General features: G+C 74.7%; 14 protein-coding genes. 12 read left to right on the plus strand and 2 right to left on the minus strand.

All coding sequences use genetic code 11. The features are described from left to right. Positions 1-43 precede the first annotated feature (43 nt). Positions 44-748 (plus strand): shikimate kinase, encoded by a 705-nt coding sequence (locus VQ02_RS04410; protein ID WP_083469049.1) that lies wholly within the window; start codon positions 44-46, stop codon positions 746-748. 11 nt (positions 749-759) lie between these two features. Next, the gene (aroB, locus tag VQ02_RS04415) at positions 760-1,887 is read left to right on the plus strand and encodes a 3-dehydroquinate synthase (protein WP_048442950.1); all 1,128 of its coding nucleotides are present in this window, start codon (positions 760-762) and stop codon (positions 1,885-1,887) included. Positions 1,888-2,188: 301 nt separating this feature from the next. On the opposite strand, the gene VQ02_RS04420 is transcribed toward aroB, so the two are convergent. Further along, entirely contained in the window at positions 2,189-2,782 is a 594-nt protein-coding gene (locus tag VQ02_RS04420) for a DUF3237 domain-containing protein (protein WP_048442951.1), read from the minus strand. A gap of 202 nt (positions 2,783-2,984) precedes the next feature. Between VQ02_RS04420 and VQ02_RS04425 the strand changes: the two genes are divergently transcribed. From VQ02_RS04425 to VQ02_RS04445, 5 genes are all read left to right on the plus strand, one after another. Continuing rightward, a complete protein-coding gene (locus VQ02_RS04425) occupies positions 2,985-4,637 on the plus strand; it encodes a tannase/feruloyl esterase family alpha/beta hydrolase (protein ID WP_053080222.1) in 1,653 nt (550 codons plus the stop codon). 162 nt (positions 4,638-4,799) lie between these two features. After that, a complete protein-coding gene (locus VQ02_RS04430; protein WP_048442952.1) occupies positions 4,800-5,810 on the plus strand; it encodes an AAA family ATPase in 1,011 nt (336 codons plus the stop codon). Positions 5,811-5,814: 4 nt separating this feature from the next. After that, a complete protein-coding gene (locus tag VQ02_RS04435) occupies positions 5,815-6,729 on the plus strand; it encodes a DUF58 domain-containing protein (RefSeq protein WP_048442953.1) in 915 nt (304 codons plus the stop codon). Between the two features lie 11 nt (positions 6,730-6,740). Further along, positions 6,741-9,563, plus strand: a complete 2,823-nt coding sequence (locus tag VQ02_RS04440; protein WP_048442954.1) for a DUF4159 domain-containing protein — start codon at positions 6,741-6,743, stop codon at positions 9,561-9,563. A gap of 28 nt (positions 9,564-9,591) precedes the next feature. Continuing rightward, the gene (locus tag VQ02_RS04445; RefSeq protein ID WP_048442955.1) at positions 9,592-11,670 is read left to right on the plus strand and encodes a membrane protein; all 2,079 of its coding nucleotides are present in this window, start codon (positions 9,592-9,594) and stop codon (positions 11,668-11,670) included. Between the two features lie 207 nt (positions 11,671-11,877). Here VQ02_RS04445 and miaA read toward each other — a convergent pair whose 3' ends face one another. Beyond that, the gene (gene miaA / locus VQ02_RS04450) at positions 11,878-12,810 is read right to left on the minus strand and encodes a tRNA (adenosine(37)-N6)-dimethylallyltransferase MiaA (protein WP_048442956.1); all 933 of its coding nucleotides are present in this window, start codon (positions 12,808-12,810) and stop codon (positions 11,878-11,880) included. Positions 12,811-12,868: 58 nt separating this feature from the next. On the opposite strand from miaA, the gene serB reads away from it, so the two are divergent. The 5 genes from serB to VQ02_RS04475 all read left to right on the plus strand — a co-directional run bounded on the left by serB (position 12,869) and on the right by VQ02_RS04475 (position 16,017). After that, positions 12,869-13,765 carry a phosphoserine phosphatase SerB gene (serB, locus tag VQ02_RS04455; protein WP_048442957.1) on the plus strand — a complete coding sequence of 299 codons (897 nt, stop codon included), beginning with the start codon at positions 12,869-12,871 and terminating at the stop codon, positions 13,763-13,765. Between the two features lie 51 nt (positions 13,766-13,816). After that, positions 13,817-14,446, plus strand: a complete 630-nt coding sequence (locus VQ02_RS04460) for a DNA-3-methyladenine glycosylase I (RefSeq protein ID WP_048442958.1) — start codon at positions 13,817-13,819, stop codon at positions 14,444-14,446. Beyond that, positions 14,443-15,057 carry a YfbR-like 5'-deoxynucleotidase gene (locus VQ02_RS04465; RefSeq protein WP_048442964.1) on the plus strand — a complete coding sequence of 205 codons (615 nt, stop codon included), beginning with the start codon at positions 14,443-14,445 and terminating at the stop codon, positions 15,055-15,057. The genes VQ02_RS04460 and VQ02_RS04465 overlap by 4 nt, the downstream gene beginning before the upstream one ends. A 27-nt stretch (positions 15,058-15,084) precedes the next feature. Beyond that, entirely contained in the window at positions 15,085-15,597 is a 513-nt protein-coding gene (locus VQ02_RS04470; RefSeq protein WP_048442959.1) for a tyrosine phosphatase family protein, read from the plus strand. A gap of 129 nt (positions 15,598-15,726) precedes the next feature. Then, a complete protein-coding gene (locus VQ02_RS04475) occupies positions 15,727-16,017 on the plus strand; it encodes an exodeoxyribonuclease VII small subunit (RefSeq protein WP_048442960.1) in 291 nt (96 codons plus the stop codon). Positions 16,018-16,152 lie beyond the last annotated feature (135 nt).

Here is a 16,152-nt window from a genome sequence, read left to right on the forward strand (position 1 = left end):
CCGCCGTTTCGCCCTGCGCGAAAAACAGGCTAAAGAACGCCGCATGAACCAGCGCCACACCCATGAACAGTCGATCGAGTCGCGCGTGCGCCGGGGTCTCGGCCTGCGCTCGATCGTGCTGGTCGGGCTCATGGGCGCGGGCAAGAGCACCGTCGGCAAGCGCCTGGCGGGGCGCCTCGGCCTGATCTTCAAGGATGCCGACCACGAGATCGAGGCCGCCGCCGGCCTGACCATTCCGGACATCTTCGCCATCTACGGCGAGCCGAGCTTTCGCGACGGCGAGGAGCGGGTGATCGCCCGCCTCCTGCGGGAGGGACCGATGGTGCTCGCCACCGGCGGCGGCGCCTTCATGCGGGCGGAAACCCGCCGGCGCATCGGCGAGGCCGGCGTCTCGGTCTGGCTCAAGGCGGAGCTCGACGTGCTGATGCGCCGGGTGCGCAAGCGCCCGGGCCGCCCGCTGCTCCAGAACGAGGACCCCGAGGGCACGATGCGCCGGCTGATGGACCTGCGCCATCCCGTCTACGGCGGTGCCGACGTGGTGGTGGTCTCCCGCGACGTCTCCCACGACCGGGTGGTTCAGGACGTGCTCGAGGCCCTCGACGCCTACTTGGCAGGTGATCTGGCAGGCGATCTGGCGGTCGACCCGGCGGATGCCGCAGGGGGAGGCCTGGCGCACGGCCGGCCGGATCACGCCCCGGAATCCGGCGAGGAGACGGAGCCCGCGAGCCACGGCCTCGCCGCCCAGTGAGCCATCCCTCCATGGACTTCGACACGCGCGTGCAGACCGAGACCGTTCACGTGCCCCTCGACGGGGGCCGGGCCTACGACATCCTGATCGGCCGGGGCCTGCTGGCCAGGATCGGCGCGCACCTGGCCGGGCTCGGGGCCAGGGCCGTCGCAGTGGTGAGCGACGAGACCGTGGCGGCGGAGTACGGCGCTGCCGTCACGGACTCGCTGGCGCGGGCCTCCCTGCGCACCGCCCTGATCGCGGTGACGCCCGGCGAGGGCTCGAAGAGCTATGCCGGCTTCGCCCAGGTCTGCGACGGGCTGATCGCCCACCGGATCGAGCGGCGCGACCTCGTTCTGGCGCTGGGCGGCGGCGTCGTCGGGGACCTGGCGGGCTTCGCGGCGGCGTCCCTGCGCCGGGGCGTGCGCTTCGTCCAGGCGCCGACCAGCCTGCTCGCCCAGGTCGATTCCTCGGTCGGCGGCAAGACCGGCATCAACTCCCCGCACGGCAAGAACCTCGTCGGCGCCTTCCACCAGCCGAGCCTGGTCGTGGCCGACACCGCCTCCCTCGACACCCTGCCCCTGCGCGAGATGCGCGCCGGCTACGCCGAGGTGGCGAAGTACGGGCTGATCGACAATCCCGGCTTCTTCGCCTGGTGCGAAGAAAACCTCGCCGAGATCTTCGCAGGCGGTCCCGCGCGCGAGGCGGCGGTGGCCGCCTGCTGCCGGGCCAAGGCCGCCGTGGTGGTGCGCGACGAGCGCGAGGACGGGGAGCGGGCGCTCCTCAACCTCGGCCACACCTTCGCGCACGCCCTCGAGCGCCTGACCGCCTACGACTCCGCCCGCCTCGTCCACGGCGAGGCGGTGGCGATCGGGCTGTGCCTCGCCTTCCGGTTCTCCGCCCGCCTCGGCCTCTGCCCCGGTCAGGACGCCGGCCGGGTCGCCAACCACCTGGCGCTCGCCGGACTGCCGACCACGCTCGCCCAGGTCCCGGGCGGATGCGGCGACGCCGACCAGCTCCTCGACGCCATGCGCCAGGACAAGAAGGTCCGCGACGGCGCGCTCACCTTCATCCTCGCGCGCGGCATCGGGCAGAGCTTCATCGCGCCGGGCATCGACGCGGGCGCGGTGCGGGAGTTCCTGGTTTCGGAGCTCGGTTGAGCGTGACCCGCGCGAGACTGATGCGGGACTGATCGGATCGTGGGGGCTGCCCTCTCACCGGGCGAGCCGCGTGTCGGCGGCGGTGCTGCCGCAGCGCCTCCAGGATGTTGGTCCGGATCCAGTCGTGCCGCCGCGTCGGCTGCGCGTTCATCAGCGGCACCCCGTCGTCCGGTTCCAGCGTTCCCCTTTCGGCCGTTCCTCCAGGAGGGCCAGGAAGCCGTCGAGGCTCATCGGCGGATCGCGGGTCTCGGCGGCGCGCATGGCGGGCGCTCCCGGTTGTCCGCCGCGACCCTGCCACAGGTCACGCCAGCCGGTACGCCCGCACCAGCACAGCCTCCCGGGCAGGCCTCAGGCTGTGCAGGGTGCCGACCAGCACCAGCCGGTTGAGCCAGGCATGCGGGCCCTCGGGGGCCGTGACCTCGATGGTCGAGAAGCGATAATCCGGGGCGCCGTCGCGGCCGGGATCGATCAGCACCTGGTTGCGCACCGTCAGGATCGCGCCGTCGTCGGTGCGCATCTCGTAGAGGGCGTCGAGGCGCCGCACGCCGTCCTTGCGCACGAGCTGCCGGTCGGCGCCGCCGGGCAGGACCGTGCCGCTGAGCCGGGGGCCCTGGAAGCGCCCGCCGGTGATCGGCACGATCCGGCGCTCGCCCAGCGGCGAATCCCCCAGGGACACGAGCGGGGCGATCTCGACCACGGCCTCGTAGACGAACTCCGTCCGCGGCGGCACCAGCGGCAGGTCGGCCAGAGGACCCGCAGGAGAGCCGGCAAGCGGGCCGGCAACCGGGCTGGCGGGAGGCCGCTCCTCGGCGCCGGCCGGGCCCGCGAGGGCGAGGCCCGCGCCGGCGAGGAGCAGCGTCCGGCGGGCGGGCAGCGGAACGTCGTGGGGTGGCATGGCGGATCCTCCCTGGAATCGTCGACAGGCGATCATGCGTCCGCGCGACCTGCGGCGACAGGGGAGTGCATCCGCTGCCGCAGGGTTCGGCACGGGAATCTCTGCGGCGTCACTTGACGGATCGCGCCGCGTTGGGCCGAGTGGCGGCCGCACGACGGTCGGGCCGCCAAGACCCGGGCCGATCTCTGGGGGAGGGGCGGTCATGGCGCGCGGCGCGACGTGGAGAGCGGGGCCGACCCTTCCGGCGCTCTGCCTGGTGGCCGGCCTCGCCCTGCCGGCCCTCGCGGCGCCGCTCGCCTGCGGCGACCTCGCAGGCTTCGCCCGGCCGGACCTGCGCATCACCCGCGCCGAGGCGGTGCCTGCCGGCACCCTGCCGGCCGACAATCCGGGCCGCGCCGCCCTGACCGGCACCGCACGGGTCAGGGCGGCCTTGCCGGCCCACTGCCTGGTCGAGGGCACGATCGACCCGCGGGTCGGAGCCGGCGGCGCGGCGTACGGCATCGGCTTCCAGCTGCGCCTGCCGGAGACGTGGAACGGCCGCTTCCTGTTCCAGGGCGGGGGCGGGCTCGACGGCGTGGTCGGCGAGGCGCTGGGCGCGATCCCGGTCTCGGGCGCGACGGCGCCGCCGGCCCTGCTGCGGGGCTATGCCGTGGCGTCGACCGATTCCGGGCATCGCGGCCGCGACAGCGCCGACGCCGCCTTCGGCCTCGACCAGCAGGCGCGGATCGACTTCGCCTACGGGGCGGTCGGCGCCGTGGCGCGGGAGGCGAGGAGGCTCATCGCCGCGCACTACGGCCGCGCCCCGGCCCGCGCCTACTTCATGGGCTGCTCCAACGGCGGCCGCTCCGCCCTGATGGCCGCCACCCGCTGGCCCACGGCCTTCGACGGCATCGTGGCCGGCGCGCCGGCCTTCCGCCTGACCCGGGCGGCCCTCGGCCAGATCTGGGACACGCAGACCTTCCTGGCCGTCGCCCCCAAAGACCCGGAGGGCCGGCCGATCCTGGCGGGGGCCTTCAGCGAGGCCGACCTCGCCCTGGTGGCCGGTGCCGTGCTCAAGGCCTGCGACGCGGCCGACGGCCTCGCCGACGGAGCGGTCGAGGCGGTGTCGGCCTGCCGCTTCGATCCCGCCAGCCTGACCTGCCCGGGGGAGAAGACCGCGGCCTGCCTCAGCCCCCCGCAGGTCGAGGCGCTGCATCGCGCCTTCGGCGGCGCGCGGGATGGTCAGGGCCGGCCGGTCTACGCCGCCTGGCCGTGGGATCCGGGCGTCGCGGCGCCGGGCTGGCGGGCCTGGAAGCTCGGCACCTCGAAGACCGCGACGCCGAACGCCCGCAACACGACCCTCGGGCCGGCGGCGGTCGCGAACTACTTCCTCACCCCGCCGGACCCGGGCTTCGACGCGCTGCGCTTCGACTTCGACCGCGACACCCCGCGCACCGCCGAGACCGCCGCCCTCAACGACCCGACCGGCACCTTCCTGTCGACCTTCACGGCGCGGGGCGGCCGGCTCCTCGTCTACCAGGGCATAGCCGACCCGGTCTTCTCGGCCCGCGACCTCGCCGACCACTGGCGGGACCTCGCCCGCCACAACGGCGGCGCGGGAGCGCTCGCGGAATGGGCGCGCCTGTTCCTGATCCCGGGCATGACCCATTGCGGGGGCGGGCCGGCCCTCGACGACTTCGATCCGCTCACCGCCATCGAGGCCTGGGTCGAGCGCGGCGAGGCGCCCGACCGCCTGCCCGCCCGCGGCGCCGCCTTCCCGGGCCGCACGCGTCCGCTCTGCCCGTTCCCGCGGGAGGCCCGCTACGGCGGCGGCGAGCCGGAGCGCGCCGAGAGCTTCGCCTGCCGCGAGCCCTGAACCGTCCGGCGATCGATCAAGCCTGCGTGAGGCGTTGCCGCGGCCGGCCCATCGCCGCGACCCTGCGTCGTCGCGCCAACCTTGCCTTGCGGTGCGGAAGGGATCCACACTCGCGGATCCCGGTGGACGCCCAGGCGTCCCGGACGAGCACGAGGACCCCGCATGACCCAAGCCAGCGCGCCGGCCGCCGCGACCCCGATGGATGACGGCATCGTCGCCGCCGCGGAGGCCTGCCTCGCCAGCGTCGGGCGTGCCCGCGAGGCGATCCACGGGGTCATCTTCGGACAGGAGACGGTGGTCGACCTCGCGCTGGTCACGGTGCTGGCGGGCGGCCACGGCCTGCTCGTCGGCCTGCCCGGGCTGGCCAAGACCAAGCTCGTCGAGACCCTTGGCACCGTGCTCGGGCTCGATGCCCGCCGGGTGCAGTTCACCCCCGACCTGATGCCCTCCGACATCCTCGGCACCGAGATCCTCGACGAGGACCAGGACCGGCACCGCTCGTTCCGCTTCGTGCGCGGGCCGGTCTTCACCCAGCTCCTGATGGCCGACGAGATCAACCGCGCCAGCCCCCGTACCCAGTCGGCCCTGCTGCAGGCGATGCAGGAGCAGTTCATCTCCGTCGCCGGCGCGCGCCACGACCTGCCGCGACCGTTCCACGTGCTGGCGACCCAGAACCCGATCGAGCAGGAGGGCACCTACCCGCTGCCCGAGGCCCAGCTCGACCGCTTCCTGCTCGAGATCGACGTCGGCTATCCCGACCGCGCCGCCGAGCGCCGCATCCTGCTCGAGACCACCGGTGCCGCGGAGCACCGGCCGCAGGCCGTGATGGACACGGAGGGCCTGCTCTCGGCCCAGCGCCTGGTGCGGCGCCTGCCCGTCGGCGAGGCGGTGGTCGACGCGATCCTCGACCTCGTGCGCGCCGCCCGCCCGGTCGGGGGCGACGCCGCGATAGCCGACAAGCTGCTCTGGGGTCCAGGCCCCCGCGCCAGCCAGGCCCTGATGCTGGCGGTGCGCGCCCGGGCGCTGATCGAGGGCCGGGTGGCGCCCTCCGTCGACGACGTTGCGGCGCTGGCCGAGCCGGTGCTCAAGCACCGCATGGCGCTGACCTTCGCGGCCCGCGCCGACGGCGAGACGATCCCCGGCCTGATCGGCCGCCTCGTCGGGCGGCTCTGACCCGGTGGCCTCGACGCGCGTCCTCGACGCGGCCGCCCGCACGCCCGGCCGGCGGGAGACCGAGACCGCCCTCTCGCTCGCCGAGCGCATGCCACGCCTGATCCTGGAGGCCCGCCGGGTCGCCGCGACCCTGGCGCACGGCCTGCACGGGCGCCGCCGCGCCGGGCCGGGCGAGAGCTTCTGGCAATTCCGCCCCTTCGTCGCCGGCGAGGCGGCGAGCCGGATCGACTGGCGCCGCTCGGCCCGGGATGACCGGCTCTACGTCCGCGAGCGCGAGTGGGAGGCGGCCCACACCGTCTGGCTCTGGATCGACCGCTCGGCCTCTATGGGCTTCGGCTCCACGCTCGCCCAGGCGCCGAAGGTCGAGCGCGCCCTGGTGCTGGCGCTGGCGCTGGGCGACACCTTCGTGGAGGCCGGCGAGCGGGTCGGGCTGCTCGGCCTGTCGCGGCCGCAGGCGGCCCGCACCATCGTCGAGCGGCTGGCCGAGACGCTGGTCTCCGACACCTCCGGCCTCGACGAGGACCTGCCGCCCCGGGCGCCCGTCGGCCGCTTCGACGAGGTCGTGCTGATCGGCGATTTCCTGAGCCCGCCCGAGCAGGTCCGGGCCTCGGTCGCGGCGATCGCCGCCGCCGGCAGCCGCGGCCACCTGGTAATGGTGGTCGACCCCGTCGAGGAGACCTTTCCGTTCGCGGGCCAGGCCGAGCTGCACGACCTCGAGGCCGGGCTGTCGCTGCGGGTCGGCGATGCCGCGGCCTGGGGCGAGGCCTATCGCCGCCGGATCCGGGCTCACCGCGACGCGTTGGCGGAGATCGCCCGGGCCCAGGGCTGGACGCTGACCCTGCACCGCACCGACCGGCCGGCGAGCGAGGCGGCGCTCCGCCTCGTGACCCTGGTCGCCGCCGCCCGCGGCGCGGGCTGAGGACGCCTTCGATGCTCGGACTGCCCCTCAGCTTCGCCGCCCCCGCCGCCCTCGCGGCGCTGATCGCCCTGCCGGCCCTGTGGTACCTCCTGCGGGTGACGCCGCCGCGGCCGCGCCGCATCGACTTCCCGCCGCTGCGCATCCTCGCCGACCTGCTGCCGGAGCGCGAGACGCCCGCCCGCACCCCGCCCTGGCTCCTGGCCCTGCGCCTCATCGCCGCCGCCTGCCTGATCCTGGCGGTCTCGGGCCCGGTCTGGAACCCGACCCCGCAGGCGGCGGGCGACGGGCGCACCCCGCTCGTCCTCGTCCTCGACAACGGATTCACCGCCGCCCAGGACTGGCGCGACCGGGTCCGGGTCGCCACCGCCGAGGTCGAAGCGGCCGCCCGCGCCGGTCGGCCCGTGGCGCTGCTCGCCACCGCCGCCGCGCCCGCGGGTCTCGAAGCCACCGGCCCCGGCCCGGCGCTGGAGCGCCTGCGCGCGATCGAGCCGCTGCCGCACCTCGCCGACCGCTCGAACCACCTCGCCACCCTCTCCGCCTTCCTGGAGCGCTCGCCGGGCAGCGCCGTGGTCTGGATCCACGACGGGGTCGCGGGGCCGGACGGCGACGCGTTTCCGGCGGGCCTGGCGCAGGCCGCTGCGCGCAACCGCGCCGACGTCACAGTGCTGAAGGCCGAGCGCCCGCCGGCCCTCGCCCTCGCCGGGCCCGACTCCTCGGGCGGGCAGCTCGGCGTCAGCGTCGTGCGGGCGGCCGCCAATGGGCGCGATGCCGGCACCGTCCGGGCCCTCGACGCCAAGGGCCTGCCGCTTGCCGAGACGAATTTCGCGTTCAAAGGTGAGTCCGACGCGGCCGAGGTCCGCTTCGACCTGCCGGTGGAGCTGCGCAACACCATCGCGCGCTTCGAGGTCGCAGGCGAGCACTCGGCGGGCGCGGTGGTGCTCGCCGACGAGCGCGGCCGCCGCCGGCGGGTTGGCCTCGTCTTCGGCGGCACCGCCGATCAGGCCCAGCCGCTCCTGTCGCCGACCTACTACCTGTCGCGGGCGCTGACGCCCTTCGCCGACGTGCAGGAGCCCAGGGGCGGTCGCGGCGTCGCCGAATCGATCGGCCAGATGCTCGATTCCCAGGTCTCGGTGCTGGTGCTCGCCGATGTCGGGGCCCTCGACCCCGCCACCCTGGAGCGGGTCTCCGGCTTCGTCGACAAGGGCGGCCTGCTGCTCCGCTTCGCCGGGCCGCGGCTGGCCGCCGGCAGCGACGACCTCGTGCCGGTGCGCCTGCGCCGGGGCGGGCGCACCCTCGGCGGCACCCTGTCCTGGGACAGCCCGCGCACGCTGGCGCCGTTCGCGCCCGAGAGCCCGTTCGCGGGCCTGACGCCGCCGGCCGATATCGGCGTACGGCGCCAGATCCTGGCCGAGCCGGACGGCGACCTCGCCCGGCGCACCTGGGCCGCCCTGCAGGACGGCACCCCGATTGTCACCGCCACCAAGCGGGGGGAGGGCATGGTGGTCCTGGTCCACGTCACCGCCGACACCACCTGGTCGAACCTGCCGCTGTCGGGCCTGTTCGTGACCATGCTGCGCCGGGTCGTGGCGCTCGCCGGCACCACCCCGCCGACGACCGGGGCGGCGACGGGCGCCCCGCCGCCGGTGCTGGCCCCGCGCCTCACCCTCGACGGCTTCGGCGCCCTGAAGGCGCCGCCCGCCACCGCCCGGGCGGTGGCGGCGACCTGGACCGAGCGGGCCACCCCCGATCATCCACCCGGCTATTACGGCCCGGTCGACGGCGGCCTCGCGGTCAACGCCCTGACGGCCGAGGATCGGCTGAAGCCCCTCGACCTGAAGGCGCTCGCCGGCGCCCGCTTCGGCGGCCTTGAGGAGGCCCGCACCCGCGACCTGCGCGGGCCGTTCTTCCTCGCCGCCCTGCTGCTCCTCGCCCTCGACACCCTGGCGAGCCTGTGGCTCGGCGGCTTCCTCGGGCTGATGGCGGCGCGCCTGCGCCGCCGCCCCGCCGCCGCGGCGCTCGCTCTCGGCGTCCTCGTCCTCGGTGCCGCGCCGGACCCGGCGCGCGCCGTCGAGCCCGCCGCCAACCGGCCGAACGGCATCGAATCGGCGCTGATCACCCGCATCGCCTACGTGGTGACGGGCGATCCGGCAGTCGACGAGACCAGCCGGGCCGGCCTCGCCGGCCTGACCCAGATGCTGGCGAGCCGCACGGCTCTGGAGCCCGGCGAGCCCGCCGGCATCGACCCGGCCCGGGACGAGCTCGCCTTCTACCCGCTGATCTACTGGCCGATCGTGCCGAGCCGGCCGCAACCGAGCCCTGCGGCGATCCGACGGATCGACGCCTTCATGAAGAACGGCGGCACGGTGATCTTCGACACCCGGGACGCGATGACCGCGCGCCCCGGCGGTCCGGCGACGCCGGAGAGCCTCTATCTCCAGCGCATGCTCTCGACCCTCGAGGTGCCGGAGCTCGAGCCGGTGCCCCGCGATCACGTGCTGACCAAGGCCTTCTACCTCGTCGACGGCTTTCCGGGCCGCTACGCCAGCGGCCAGACCTGGGTCGAGGCCCTGCCGCCCGCCAGCGACGGCGGCGAGCGCCGCCCCGCCCGGGCCGGCGACGGCGTCTCGCCGATCGTCATCACGGGCAACGACCTGGCCTCCGCCTGGGCCGTAGGCCGGCGCGGCGAGGCGCTCTACCCCCTCGTCGGCGGCGACCCGCGGCAGCGCGAGATGGCCTTCCGCGGCGGCGTCAACCTCGTGATGTACGCGCTCACCGGCAACTACAAGGCCGACCAGGTCCACGTGCCGGCGCTGCTGGAGCGGCTGGGGCAGTGAGGCGGCGCATCACCCAACGGTGTCATTCATGCTGAGCCTGAGCCTCGCCCCGCTCGTCCCCGTCCCGGTCCTCTGGGTCCTCGCGGGGCTCGCCGCGATCATGGCCGTGGTGGCGTTCCTCGCCCGCGGGCCGGTGGCGCTGCTGCGCGCCCTCGTCCTCGGCCTGGTGCTGCTGGCGCTGGCCAACCCCTCCCTGGTCCAGGAGGAGCGCGAGCCGGTCAAGGATGTCGTCGCGGTCGTCGTCGACCGCTCGGGGTCGCAGGCGCTCGGCGAGCGCCCGGCGATGACCGACCGCGTCCGGGCCGAATTGCAGCGGCGCCTCGGCCCCCTCAACGAGATCGAGCCGCGCTTCGTCGAGGTGCCGGAGGCCGGGGGCGACGAGGGCACGCGGCTGTTCACGGCCCTGTCGAGCGCGCTGGCCGACGTGCCGCCGGACCGCCTCGCCGGCGTGGTGATGCTGACCGACGGCGTCGTCCACGACATCCCGGCGAACCTCGCCGCCTTGAGCTTCAAGGCGCCGCTCCACGTGCTGGTCACGGGCCGGACCGACGAGCGCGACCGGCAGATCCGCCTGATCGAGGCGCCGCGCTTCGGCATCGTCGGGCGCGACCAGACCATCCGGGCCGAGGTGATGGAGCGCGGCGGCACCGGCTCGGCGGTGGTGACGGTGCGCCGCGACGGCGAGGAGGTGGTGCGCCAGAGCGTGCGCACCGGCCAGCCCTTCGGCCTGACCCTGCGGGTCGAGCATGGCGGGCCGAACGTGGTCGAGATCGAGGCCGAGGCGCTGCCAGGCGAGCTGACCACCGCCAACAACCGGGCGGTGCTGCCGATCGAGGGCATCCGCGAGAAGCTGCGGGTCTTGCTCGTCTCCGGCGAGCCCCACGCGGGCGAGCGCACCTGGCGCAACCTGCTCAAGTCCGACGCCAACGTCGACCTCGTCCACTTCACCATCCTGCGCCCGCCGGAGAAGCAGGACGGTACGCCGATCTCCGAGCTGTCGCTGATCGCGTTTCCGACCCGCGAGCTGTTCCAGCAGAAGATCAAGGACTTCGACCTCATCATCTTCGACCGCTACGCCAACCAGAGCGTGCTGCCGTCGAGCTACTTCGACAACATCGTGCGCTACGTGCGGGAGGGCGGCGCCCTGCTGATCGCCGCCGGGCCGGAATTCGCCTCGGCGGCGAGCCTCGCTCGCACGCGGCTCGCCGCGATCCTGCCGGGCGAGCCGAACGGAAGGGTGGTCGAGCGGCCCTACAAGGCGGCGCTGACCGGCAGCGGCCAGCGCCACCCCGTCACCCGCGAGCTGCCGGGCTCGGACGCCTCGCCTCCGGCCTGGGGCGACTGGCTGCGCCTGATCGGTGCCGAGGTCCGTCCCGGCGTCACGCCGATCATGGCCGGCGCCGATGCGCTGCCGCTGCTGGCGCTGTCCCGCGAGGACAAGGGCCGGGTGGCGCTGCTCCTCTCCGACCACGCCTGGCTCTGGGCCCGCGGCTACCAGGACGGCGGGCCGCATCTCGACCTGCTGCGCCGCCTCGGCCACTGGCTGATGAAGGAGCCGGCGCTTGAGGAGGAGGCCCTGCGGGCGCATACCACCGGCCACGGCCGCGAGGTCCGGGTCGAGCGCCAGACCATGGCCGACACCGCCGAGCCGGTCACCGTGACGGCGCCTGGCGGCAAGGCCCGCACCCTGACCCTCGATCCGGAGAAGCCGGGCCTGTTCGCCGCCGCTTTCGAGGCGGAGGAGCTCGGGCTGCACACCCTGCGGGCCGGCAATCTCGTCGCCTTCGTGAGCGTCGGCCCGGCCAACCCGCGCGAGCTCGTCGACGTGTTCAGCGACACCGAGCGTCTGCGCCCGATCGCCGAGGCCACCGGCGGCTCGGTGCGCCGCGTCGCCGAGGCTGCGGGCGGGATCGCTGTCCCGCGGCTCCAGATCGCCCGCTCCGGCCGCCTCGCCGGGTCGGACTGGATCGGCTTCCGGCCGAGCGACAGCGCGGTCGTGCGGGGCGTGTCGGTCTATCCGCTGGGTCTCGGCCTCGCGGCGCTCGCGGCGCTGGCGGCGGCGGTGCTGGCGATGTGGCTGGCGGAGGGACGTCGGGGGCGGGCGTGAGCGACATTCGCTCGCGGGCACAAGCGGTTGCCGGAATCCGTTCAAGCCGCTCCGCAATCAATCCCGTGATCGTGGTGCCTTATGGCGATCCTGGAGGAATCCGTCGCAAGTCCGCGCAGGGTCTGGAAAAGTCCCGGCGGGCTGGCTGATCGTGAACCGATCCGCGCCGCCAGAGCCGCGCGATCCCGGGCCCGGAGACCCGCGCGCTCAGGCGGGCCCGTCCCACGACCCGGCCTCCACGCCCGCCATCGCCGCGTCCGGCGTCAGCCAGGTCCAGTCCGCCCCGGCCTGGTGCCGGAACCACGTCACCTGGCGCTTGGCGTAGCGCCGCGTATCCGCCTGACCGCGCGCCACCGCCTCCTCGTAGGAGAGCGTGCCGCGCAGGTGGGCGATCAGCCCCGGAACGCCGTGGGCCCGCATCACCGGCAGCATCGGATCGAGATCGCGGGCGGCCAGCGCCCGCACCTCGTCGAGGGCGCCGGCCGCCATCATGGCGAGGAAGCGGGCGTCGATCCGCGCCCGCAGGGTCTCGCGGTCCGGGGTCAGGAAGAGCTTGCGGCAGGGCAGGCGGGTGAGGGGCCCGGGGCGGCGCTCGGCCTGGAAGGCGGCGATCGGCCGTCCCGTCGCCGCCAGCACCTCGAGGGCCCGGAGCACCCGCAGGCGGTCGTTGGGGTCGAGGCGGGCGGCGCCGTCCGGGTCCCGGCGGGCGAGGGCGGCGTGCAGGTCCGGGGTCGCGCGCCCCTCCGCTCCGGCCCGCACCTCCGCCCGCACGGCGTCCGGCACCGGCGGGATCTCCGAGAGCCCATCCGTGAGGCCCACGAAGTAGAGCCCGGTGCCCCCGACCACGATCGGCAGGCGCCCCGCCTCCCAGGACTCCCGCAGGACCGCGCCGGCCTCGGCGAGGTAGTGGCCGACGGAGAAGTTCACCGCGCCGTCCACCGTGCCGTAGAGGCGGTGGGGCGCCTCGGCCTCCTCCTCCGGCGCCGGCCTGGCGGTGAGGCGGTGGAGGTCGCGGTAGACCTGCATCGAATCGGCGTTGATCACCACCCCGTCGTGCCGGCGGGCCAGCGCCAGCGCCAGCGCCGACTTGCCCGAGGCGGTCGGCCCTGCGATGAGGATCGCCCGAACCCGCCCGTCCATGCCTGCCCCTCGTGTCGCGCGGCCGGGACGCGCCGTCCCGACGAACCCGAGATCCCCGATGACCCTGGTCGCCACCCTGATAGCAAACCCGGAGCGCCCCGCCATCACCGACGCGGTGCTGGCCGAGACCCGGCGGGTGCTGGCGACCGAGCACCAGCCGCGCATCCTGCACGGCGAGGTCGCCGCCGAGATCCTGGTCGAGGGCGCACCCGCCGCCGCCGCCGGCCTCGCCGAGCGCCTGCGCACGGCGCTCGGGGCTGAGCCGATCGACGTCGCCGTGCAGGTCTCCGGGCCCCATCGGCGCAAGCGCCTCTTCCTCGCCGACATGGATTCCACCATGATCGGCCAGGAATGCATCGACGAGCTCGCCGACCAGGTCGGCCTCAAGGCCCACGTCGCGGCGATCACCGAGCGGGCGATGCGGGGCGAGATCGCCTTCGAGCCGGCCCTGCGCGAGCGCGTCGCCCTGCTGAAGGGCCTGCCCCTCGGGGCGGTCGACGAGGTGATCGCCACCCGCATCACCCTGATGCCCGGCGGGCGCACCCTGGTTCAGACGCTCAGGGCGCACGGCGCCTACACGGCGCTCGTGTCCGGCGGCTTCACCCTGTTCACCGGGCCGGTGGCGGCGCGGATCGGCTTCCACGAGCACCGGGCAAACCGCCTCGTCACCGCGGGCGAGACCCTGGCCGGCACCGTCGAGGAGCCCATCGTCGGGCGGGACGCCAAGCGCGACGCGCTGGTCGAGCTGCGCGCCCGCCTCGGCCTCGATCCAGCCGAGACCCTGGCGGTGGGCGACGGTGCCAACGACCTCGCGATGCTGGCGGAGGCGGGCCTCGGCGTGGCGTTCCGGGCGAAGCCTGCGGTCGCCGCGGCCGCCCATGCCCGCATCGATCACGGCGACCTCACCGGCCTCCTCTACCTGCAGGGCTTCGCGGCGAGCGAATTCGTGGGGTGATGCAGCGCGGGGCAGGTTGCGTTCCGGCGTCCCGCCGCTACACGAGGCCGGATGTCGACCGGACTGATCCCGCATGCCGACGGCTGCCAGCGCTGCTGGTGGCCGGGCACCGACCCGCTCTACGTCGCCTACCACGACGCCGAGTGGGGCGTGCCCGAGCACGACGACCGCGCCCTCTACGAGAAGCTGATCCTCGACGGGTTCCAGGCCGGCCTGTCCTGGATCACCATCCTGCGCCGGCGCGAGGGCTTTCGCCGCGCCTTCGCGGGGTTCGAGCCCGCGGCGATCGCGCGCTTCGGTCCGGCCGAGGTCGAGGCACTGATGCAGGATACCGGCATCATCCGAAACCGGGCCAAGATCGAGGCGACGATCCGCAGCGCACGGGCCTACCTGGCGATCCAGGAGCGCGGCCCCGGCTTCTCGGCCTTCCTGTGGGACGTCGTCGACGGCCGCCCGCTCCAGACGCAGGCCGCGACGAGGGCGGACATCCCGACCGAGAGCCCGGTGTCGCGAGCGATGTCCAAGGCGCTCAAGGCGGAAGGGTTCGGCTTCTGCGGCCCGACCATCGTCTATGCCTTCATGCAGGCGGTCGGCATGATCAACGACCACCTCGTCGGCTGTTGCCGCCACGCGCCCTGCGCCGCCATGCCGGGGCCCGGCGGCCTCGGGCTCCCGGCATGACCGGCCAGCCGCGGGCGTGGCAGCGGATGCTCTCGGGGCGGCGCCTCGACCTCCTCGATCCCTCGCCCCTCGACGTCGAGATCGTCGACATCGCCCACGGCCTCGCCCGGGTGGCGCGCTGGAACGGCCAGACCGCGGGGCCGCACGTCTTCTCGGTGGCGCAGCACGCGCTGCTCGTGGAGGCGATCGGCGGCGCCTTCGAGCCGGCGATCACGGCGACCGGGCGGCTGGAGCTGCTGCTGCACGACGCGCCCGAATACGTGATCGGCGACATCATCTCGCCGTTCAAGGCGGCGATCGGGCACTCCTACAAGTCGGTGGAGAACCGGCTGCTGGCGGCGATCCGCCTGCGCTTCGGCCTCACCCCGGCGCCGACGGCGGCGATGCAGCGCCTGATCAAGCGCGCCGACCGCCTGAGCGCCTATCTCGAGGCGACGCAGCTCGCCGGCTTCGCGGAGGGGGAGGCGGTGCGGATCTTCGGCCGGCCGGACCGCCTCGACACCTCGCTCGATGCCCTGCTGGAGCCTTGGCCGACCGCCGAGGCGCAAGGGGCTTTTCTCGCCCGCTTCGACGCCCTCGCCGAGGCGCGGCAGGCGGCCATCGCTTCGTAGACAGGACTTGCCAGAGAGGACTTGCCGATGCCGAGACTGCACGTCTGCGCCCTGTCCCGCCTGCCCGAGACGGTCGAGACCTCGGGGGCGCGCCACGTAGTGACCCTCATCAATGTCGGCACGCCGGTGACCCGGCCGCCGAGCATCTCCGAGACCGACCACCTGTTCGTCGGGGTCAGCGACATCACCGACGCCCTCGACGGTCACGTGCTGCCCGACGAGGAGCACGTGCGGCGGCTCCTCGCCTTCGTGCGGGCCTGGGACCGCGCGCAGCCCCTGGTCATCCACTGCTACGCCGGCATCAGCCGCTCGACGGCCGCCGCCTTCATCACCGCCTGCGCCCTGAGGCCGGACCGCGACGAGGCCGAGATCGCCCGAGAGCTGCGCGAGGCGTCGCCCTCGGCGACGCCGAACCGCCGCCTCGTCGCCGTGGCGGACGCGATGCTCGGCCGCGACGGACGCATGGTGGCCGCCGCGGCGGCGATCGGTCGCGGCGCGGACGCCTTCGAGGGTGAGCCCTTCTGTCTCGCCATCGACTAATTCCACTGTGGCCGAAACGCAGCCCTGGCGCGTAAACGGGCATCCGCGGGCCTGCGGCGCGGACAGAGGGTTGTTTCGCGTCACCTCACTCGCCATAACCCAACGCTCATCATGGGAGCATCTTCGCGCATGACCGCAGCCCGGTCCGATGCCAGCCGCGCGGCAGCATCCGCACCCGCCGGCCCGGCCGGAACCGCGGACCTGCCGTTCGAGAAGGCCCTCGAGGAACTCGAGGGCATCGTGCAGCGCCTGGAGCAGGGCAACGTGCCGCTCGACGAGTCCGTCGCGATCTACGAGCGCGGCGAGGTCCTCAAGCGTCACTGCGAGGCCCTGCTGCAGCGCGCCGAGGCGCGCATCCAGCGTATCACCCTCGGGGCGGACGGACGCGCCGCCGGGACGGCGCCGCTCGATGTCGCCTGATCGCTCCCATTCCTCCCGCCCCGTCATCCGGCGGCGGGTTCTCTCCTTCCGGACGTGAGGATGGCTCCGGTGTCACCGCTCAACCTTCCCCTCCTCGACCGCGTCCGCGAGCCTGCGGACCTGCGCCAGCTGCCC

Source organism: Methylobacterium variabile, assembly GCF_001043975.1.
Classification (GTDB): Bacteria; Pseudomonadota; Alphaproteobacteria; order Rhizobiales; family Beijerinckiaceae; genus Methylobacterium; species Methylobacterium variabile.